General features: G+C 53.1%; 6 protein-coding genes. 2 read left to right on the top strand and 4 right to left on the bottom strand.

Features of this window, described 5'->3' with window-relative positions:
• The first annotated feature begins 281 nt into the window (after window positions 1-281).
• Window positions 282-3,959 carry an urea carboxylase gene (gene uca, locus B3P58_RS12525; RefSeq protein ID WP_286717866.1) on the top strand — a complete coding sequence of 1,226 codons (3,678 nt, stop codon included), beginning with the start codon at window positions 282-284 and terminating at the stop codon, window positions 3,957-3,959.
• 148 nt (window positions 3,960-4,107) lie between these two features.
• Here uca and B3P58_RS12520 read toward each other — a convergent pair whose 3' ends face one another.
• Window positions 4,108-4,746, bottom strand: a complete 639-nt coding sequence (locus tag B3P58_RS12520) for a DUF1287 domain-containing protein (RefSeq protein ID WP_286717863.1) — start codon at window positions 4,744-4,746, stop codon at window positions 4,108-4,110.
• An 18-nt stretch (window positions 4,747-4,764) separates the two neighbouring features.
• On the bottom strand, window positions 4,765-4,908 hold the full coding sequence (locus tag B3P58_RS12515; protein ID WP_230330412.1) for a hypothetical protein: 144 nt from the start codon (window positions 4,906-4,908) through the stop codon (window positions 4,765-4,767).
• A 60-nt stretch (window positions 4,909-4,968) separates the two neighbouring features.
• Between B3P58_RS12515 and B3P58_RS12510 the strand changes: the two genes are divergently transcribed.
• On the top strand, window positions 4,969-5,724 hold the full coding sequence (locus B3P58_RS12510; protein ID WP_286717860.1) for an enoyl-CoA hydratase/isomerase family protein: 756 nt from the start codon (window positions 4,969-4,971) through the stop codon (window positions 5,722-5,724).
• Window positions 5,725-5,921: 197 nt separating this feature from the next.
• Here the strand turns inward: B3P58_RS12510 and B3P58_RS12505 are convergent, their stop codons facing one another.
• Window positions 5,922-6,293, bottom strand: a complete 372-nt coding sequence (locus B3P58_RS12505; RefSeq protein ID WP_230330410.1) for a DoxX-like family protein — start codon at window positions 6,291-6,293, stop codon at window positions 5,922-5,924.
• The coding region (locus tag B3P58_RS12500) for a DUF2269 family protein (protein ID WP_286717856.1) at window positions 6,290-6,646 on the bottom strand (357 nt) is incomplete at its 5' end. The genes B3P58_RS12505 and B3P58_RS12500, both read right to left, overlap by 4 nt.

Below are 6,646 nucleotides of genomic sequence, written 5' to 3'. Positions count from 1 at the left end.
TAAAATCGACAACACCGTCAAAACACTCTGCAGCCCACGCCCTTCGGGGCTTGCTGAAAAAATCCAGCTCGATGTTGCCACGTTTTGGCGTAACCCGTTATGCCTTCAACGTGGCGCCTTGATCTGAACTTTTTCAGTAAGCCGAAGCGGGCACTGAATTATTCAGAGGTGCCTTAAGCCGCCGGACGACCGGCAGGCTTCAGTATTTATGCAGGACGACCTGCCTCTTGTGCAACAACATACGTGAAGTGAAACAAGACATTTAAGAATGAGGCAAGACCATGTTTAAAAAAGTCTTAATCGCCAACCGTGGCGCCATTGCCAGCCGTATTATCCGCACCCTGAAAAAAATGAATATTCAGGCGGTTGCGGTTTACCATCAGGCCGACCAGCATTCGTTGCATGTCCAGCAGGCCGATGAGGCTTTCTGCTTGGGTGATGGCACGGTCGCGGATACTTACCTGAATCAGGATAAAATCCTGCAGATTGCCAAAGACTGCGGTGCTGAAGCCATTCACCCCGGTTATGGTTTTTTAAGCGAAAATACCGGCTTCTCCCATGCCTGTGATCAGGCTGGCGTGGTCTTTCTTGGCCCCAGCGCCGCACAAATGGATGCCTTTGGTTTAAAACATTCAGCGCGTGCACTGGCGCAGGACAATAAGGTTCCGCTGCTGCCGGGCACCGAACTGCTGACCGATATTCACAGCGCCATCATTGAGGCCGGGCGTATTGGTTATCCGGTGATGCTCAAAAGCACCGCCGGTGGTGGCGGTATTGGTATGCAACTGTGTTACAGCGAGGCCGAACTGCAACAGGCGTTTGCTTCGGTGAAACGCTTAAGCGCCAATAACTTTGCCAACGATGGCGTATTTATCGAAAAATTTGTCGAAAAAGCCCGCCATATCGAAGTACAGATTTTTGGTGACGGTAAGGGCCAGGTGCTGGCACTTGGCGAGCGCGATTGCTCCATTCAGCGCCGCAATCAGAAGGTGCTGGAAGAAACACCGGCACCGGGTTTAACCACCCAGCAGCGGGAGGCATTACACACCACCGCAGCGCGTCTGGGTCGCTCGGTCAATTACCGCAGTGCCGGTACGGTCGAATTTATTTACGATGCAGATTCCGGCGAATTTTATTTCCTCGAAGTGAATACCCGCTTACAGGTTGAGCACGGCGTTACCGAAGAAGTCTACGGTATTGATCTGGTGGAATGGATGGTGCGCCTCGGTGCCGGTGAAACGCTGCCACTGACAGAACATTTCACACCCAAAGGCCACAGCATTCAGGCACGGATTTATGCCGAAGATCCGGCACAGGATTTTCAGCCCTGCGCCGGCTTATTAAGCAATGTCCGCTGGCCACAACAACTCTTGTTGCAATCTCAGTCTGATAAGGCCTCAGGCTGGCCATCACTGCGTATTGATACCTGGGTAGAAAGCGGCTCAGAAGTACCGGCTCTGTTCGATCCTATGTTGGCCAAAGTGATTGCCACCGCCGCCAACCGCGATCAGGCGCTGGCAACCCTGGCAGAAGCGCTGGCCGACACAGAATTGTACGGACTGGAATGCAACCGCCGTTATCTGCTCGATATTCTTAAGGATAAGCGCGTACAAGCCGGTGACGTGTACACCCAGTTATTAAAAACCCTGCAACACCAGCCCACCAGCGTGCAGGTATTAACCGCCGGAACACAAACCACCCTTCAGGATTTACCCGCGCGCATTGGCTATTGGGATATTGGCGTGCCACCGTCAGGCCCGTTCGATGGCTATTCTTTTGCTCTGGGCAACCGCTTACTCGGCAATGCAGAGCAGGCCGCGGGTCTGGAAATTACCTTAAAAGGCCCGGTGCTTAAATTTAACGCACCGACAAGGATATTACTGGCCGGTGCGGCCACCAGCGCCAGCCTGACCCGCGCGGGCCTGAACCATAACAGTACAACCAATGATATTGAATTCTGGCAGGTCATTGATATTAATGCCGGCGATATTCTCGACTGCGGCAGTGTTGGCAGTGCTGGAGCACGTGCTTATTGTTTAATTGCCGGTGGTTTTAACTGTCCGGATTATCTGGGCTCAAAATCCACCTTTACGCTTGGTCAGTTTGGCGGCCATAACGGTCGCGCATTATTACCGGGCGATGTGTTGCATTTTTCCGCAGATAATAAAGCAGAACCTGCAACCCTTAACGATCCGGCTTTGTTGCCCACGATTGCCAATGAATGGGAATTACGGGTTATTTACGGCCCACACGGTGCACCTGAATTTTTTACCGACAGCGATATTGAACGCTTCTTTGCCCACACCTGGGAAGTGCACTACAACTCCAGCCGCACCGGTGTGCGCCTGATTGGCCCCAAACCGGAATGGGCACGGGAAGATGGTGGTGAAGCCGGGTTACACCCATCCAATATCCACGACAATGCCTACGCCATTGGTACCGTCGATTTTACCGGTGATATGCCGGTGATTTTAGGGCCGGACGGCCCGAGTCTGGGCGGCTTTGTCTGCCCGGCCACGGTGATCACCGCCGATTTATGGAAACTCGGTCAGTTAAAAGCCGGTGATAAAATCCGCTTTCTGCCGGTCAGCCAGCAAACCGCGGTGGCCTTAAACCGCGCACAGCAAAACAGCCTGACGACACTGAGGGCAGAAGATTGTACGGTTGAGCGCTGGTTACCGGACAGCCCGATTGTGCACAGCATCGCTTATACCGGTCAGGCAGACTCACACCCGACCGGTGTCGTTTATCGCCCCAGTGGCGACCAGTATTTACTGGTGGAATACGGCCCGCTGCAGCTGGATATCCGCTTGCGCTTCCGTGTTCATGCCTTAATGCAGTATTTAAACACACAGAATATTACCGGCCTGTGGGAGCTGACACCGGGCATCCGCTCGCTACAGCTGCACTACGATTCCAGCCGCTTAAGTCAGCAGGAATTACTGCAGATATTAATTGCCGCCGAAGATCAGCTGGGCGATTTGCAGGATGCCGAAGTGCCGTCGCGCATTGTTCACCTGCCACTGTCGTGGAACGACGAAGCCTGCCAGCTGGCGGTGAATAAATACATGCAATCGGTACGGGCTGATGCACCCTGGTGCCCGGATAATATTGAATTTATCCGCCGCATTAATGGCCTGAATTCCATTGATGAAGTGAAAGACATTGTCTTTAACGCCAGTTATCTGGTGATGGGCTTAGGCGATGTGTATTTAGGTGCTCCGGTGGCAACACCCATGGACCCGCGCCACCGCCTGGTCACCACCAAATATAATCCGGCGCGTACCTGGACGGCGGAAAACTCCGTCGGTATTGGCGGTGCTTATATGTGTATTTACGGTATGGAAGGTCCGGGCGGTTATCAGTTTGTTGGCCGTACTCTGCAGATGTGGAACCGCTATAAAACCACCCGCGAATTTACCCAGCCCTGGCTGCTGCGCTTTTTCGATCAGGTGCGTTTTTACGAGGTCAGCCACGACGAGTTAATGACAATCCGCCAACAGTTTCCCCATGGCCAGTATCCAATAAAAATCGAAGAAACCCGCTTTAATCTGGCGGAATACGAACGCTTTTTGCAGGAACAGGGCACAGGTATTTCAGCCTTCCAGCAGGAACGGCAAAAAGCCTTTCAGGCAGAACTTGAGGAATGGAAAGCCTCAGGAAAATTCCATTACGACAGCGAACCTTCGGTGCTGGAAGAAAGCGATGAGCGCCCGCTGGCAGACGGTGAATTCAGCATCGACAGCCATGTATCCGGCAACGTCTGGCAATGTCTGGTTAAACCCGGCGATCAGGTCAGCGCCGGTCAGCCTCTGGTGGTGCTGGAATCCATGAAGATGGAAATTGAAGTCAGCAGCCATCAGAGCGGTACCGTGGTGGAAGTGCTGCGCACAACCGGCCAGAGCGTCAGTCCGGGCAAAGCCCTGGTCATTCTGCAAACAGCCGGTAACGGGGAGTAATTACTCCCCACTCCTCTGTGGCTGGTACTGGTAATGCCCTGATCATTCTGCAAACAGCCGGTAACGGGGAGTAATCACTCCCCACTTTTCTGTGGCAGGTAATGGTAATGCCCTGGTCATTCTGCAAACAGCCGGTAACGGGGGGTAATCACTCCCCACTCCTCTGTGGCAGATACTGGTAATGCCCGCTAATCCGGTAACGGAATAACATATCCTCCAGCACCGGACCGGCGCCGATGTTATGCACGATTAACGGCCTGCCGGAGCCCGGCGCATAGCGATCGCTGACCACGCCAATATGCGGCAGGTTGCCCGGCAGCATCCAGGTGACCAGATCCCCCGGCTGATAATCGGCCGGGTTATCACTGACGGCTAATGTCTGGCCATTACGCTGAAAAAACGCCTGTAAATTCGGCACACGGCGATGGTCAATATTGGTATCGGTACGGGTCATACCCCAGATACGGCGCGATGGATAAGCGGCAAAATCAGCCACCATATCTTCGTGCACCCGTTGCTGTAAATCGATACCCAGAGCGCGGTAGCTGCGGATCACCACATCGGTGCACACACCAATGTCTGGCGCCACATCACCATTGGGATAGGCAATTTTCTGGTAAGCGCCGTCATAGCGCACCTGCAGAGTCGTACGCTGCAATGCCGCGGCCACCAGCTCCTGACGGAAAGCCGCGGCGCTGCCCTCCCCGGCATTAACCTGCACTGTGGCCAGTATAAAGACCAGCAGCGTTACGCCGGGCAACCATTTCAATGTCTGCATCCTGTTCATACCCTGAGATTCCTTTCGTTAATGGTCAGCGGATATCTGAGCATCATAAGGCATAACCCTAGCCTTACCCGCATCCGGATTGACCAGAATTCCCGCCGTTAGTGCCAACAGCAATAAACGCCAGACCTCGGTTTCAACCAGCAATCTGTGCATATTGATCATTGCTCTGTTATTCCGGGTTTGCCATCATGCCCGCCATACTGAACCGATGAGATCTTCCCTATGTATCAGGACATTACCTACAGTCTGGAAAACGGCATTGCCGTGATTACTCTGAACCGCCCGAAGGTACTGAACGCCATCCGCGTACAGACTTACAAAGATGTTATCGCCGCCCTGCTCGACAGCGATGCCAACGATGAGGTTAAAGTCATCGTGATGACCGGTGCCGAAGGCCGTTTTACCGCCGGTAACGATCTGGCCGACCTGCTGCCAGGCGGCGATCTGCCTGCCGTTCAGGAAGGTGTTGCCGGCATTTTTGATGCCTTCGCCGGTCTGCAAAAGCCCCTGATTATGGCGCAGGAAGGTGTGGCCATCGGTATTGGCGCCAACATGCTGCTGCATGCCGATATCGCTTACGCCGGTAACAGCATCCGTTACAGCCTGCCATTTGCCAAAATCGGTGTAACGTCTGAAGGTGCCTGCTCGGTACTGCTGTCTGAAGCCATTGGTCCTAAGCGTGCGGCAGAACTGCTGTACACCGGCCGTTTCTTCACCGCCGCCGAAGCCGAAAAATGGGGCCTGTTAACCGCCGCTGTGGAAGACGGTAAAGCACTGGAAACAGCGATGGCCACCGCCAATGAATTACTGAAAAATTCTCAGGATTCTATCCGCGCCATTAAAAAGCTGGGTCGCGCCGAAGGCCACCGTGAGCGTGTTAATAAAGCCGTTAAACTGGAGATGGAATTATTCTCCGGCCTGCTCGGCACACCAGAAACTCAGGCTCGTATTAATCACGTGCTGAAAGGCGGTAAATAAGTTCAGTACTTTTAAAGCACCACTGAATAAATAATTCACCGGTGCTTTAACACTGAACCTGTTTAAGACGTTCAATAAAAAACCGCCGGTTGCGAACAACCGGCGGTTTTTTATTTTAAGGCAGGCACTATATCCCCGCTTGAGCACAATAGAGCACAACAGAGCACACTATGAATAAAACGTCGCGCTGACCGCGATCAGGATATTGATTTTCCTGGCATCAGAATCCAGATAAGTACCATAATCGGCAGGTTTTTAACCACCGGCGCAAACGGATGCCACCAGAACTCAGGAGCAATAACCGACAGCAGTACGCTATAAACCGCAATAGTGATCAGCTGTATCTGAAAACACAGACGTTGCGCCCAGGGCAGTAACAGCCATAGTCCTAAAAGCGCATCTACAATACTGCCACCATAGAGCAGCCAGGGAGCCAGAGCATCGGCTACGCCACCCTGCTGTAAGATCACCAGACCAATATCCTGCGCCGTCGCGACCGACACCAGCGCCGTAATGAGCCAAAGCAGGCTCAGCGTCCAGCGACCGAACGTTTGCTGTAATGCCGTCATATTACCGCCAGAGGCTTGGCCACCATCAACAAGAAAAGCACCAGCATTGCAGCGAATGCCGGTATTCCCAATACAATCCAGAGTCGCATCAGACGTTTAAAGCGTGCGCTTAAAAAACCATTTTCCATACAGGCTTCGCGGTGTAACTGATACTGAATCCAGACCACCGGCAGCCAGCAGCAACCAATCAATATAAACAGCGCAGCGACCGTCAGAAACCACGGCGAGGTAAAACTGACATTCAGCAGAGACATCAACCACACACCGGAGATCAGCTGCACTAAAACCGCCGGAGCGGTAAACAACCAATCCGCCAGAATAACGATCCTGCTGACATTACGGATTGTTTCCTG

It is taken from the genome of Thalassolituus sp. UBA2009, from assembly GCF_002335285.1.
Classification (GTDB): domain Bacteria; phylum Pseudomonadota; class Gammaproteobacteria; order Pseudomonadales; family Oceanobacteraceae; genus Venatoribacter; species Venatoribacter alkanivorans.
The sequence above is the reverse complement of the archived record's forward strand: the minus strand, read 5'-3'. Positions and strand labels throughout refer to the sequence as shown.

Coding starts and splice junctions, on each gene's coding strand:
- uca (WP_286717866.1), top strand. CDS start 282: ATGTTTAAAAAAGTCTTAATCGCCAACCGTGGCGCCATTGCCAGCCGT.
- B3P58_RS12520 (WP_286717863.1), bottom strand. CDS start 4,746: ATGAACAGGATGCAGACATTGAAATGGTTGCCCGGCGTAACGCTGCTG.
- B3P58_RS12515 (WP_230330412.1), bottom strand. CDS start 4,908: ATGATCAATATGCACAGATTGCTGGTTGAAACCGAGGTCTGGCGTTTA.
- B3P58_RS12510 (WP_286717860.1), top strand. CDS start 4,969: ATGTATCAGGACATTACCTACAGTCTGGAAAACGGCATTGCCGTGATT.
- B3P58_RS12505 (WP_230330410.1), bottom strand. CDS start 6,293: ATGACGGCATTACAGCAAACGTTCGGTCGCTGGACGCTGAGCCTGCTT.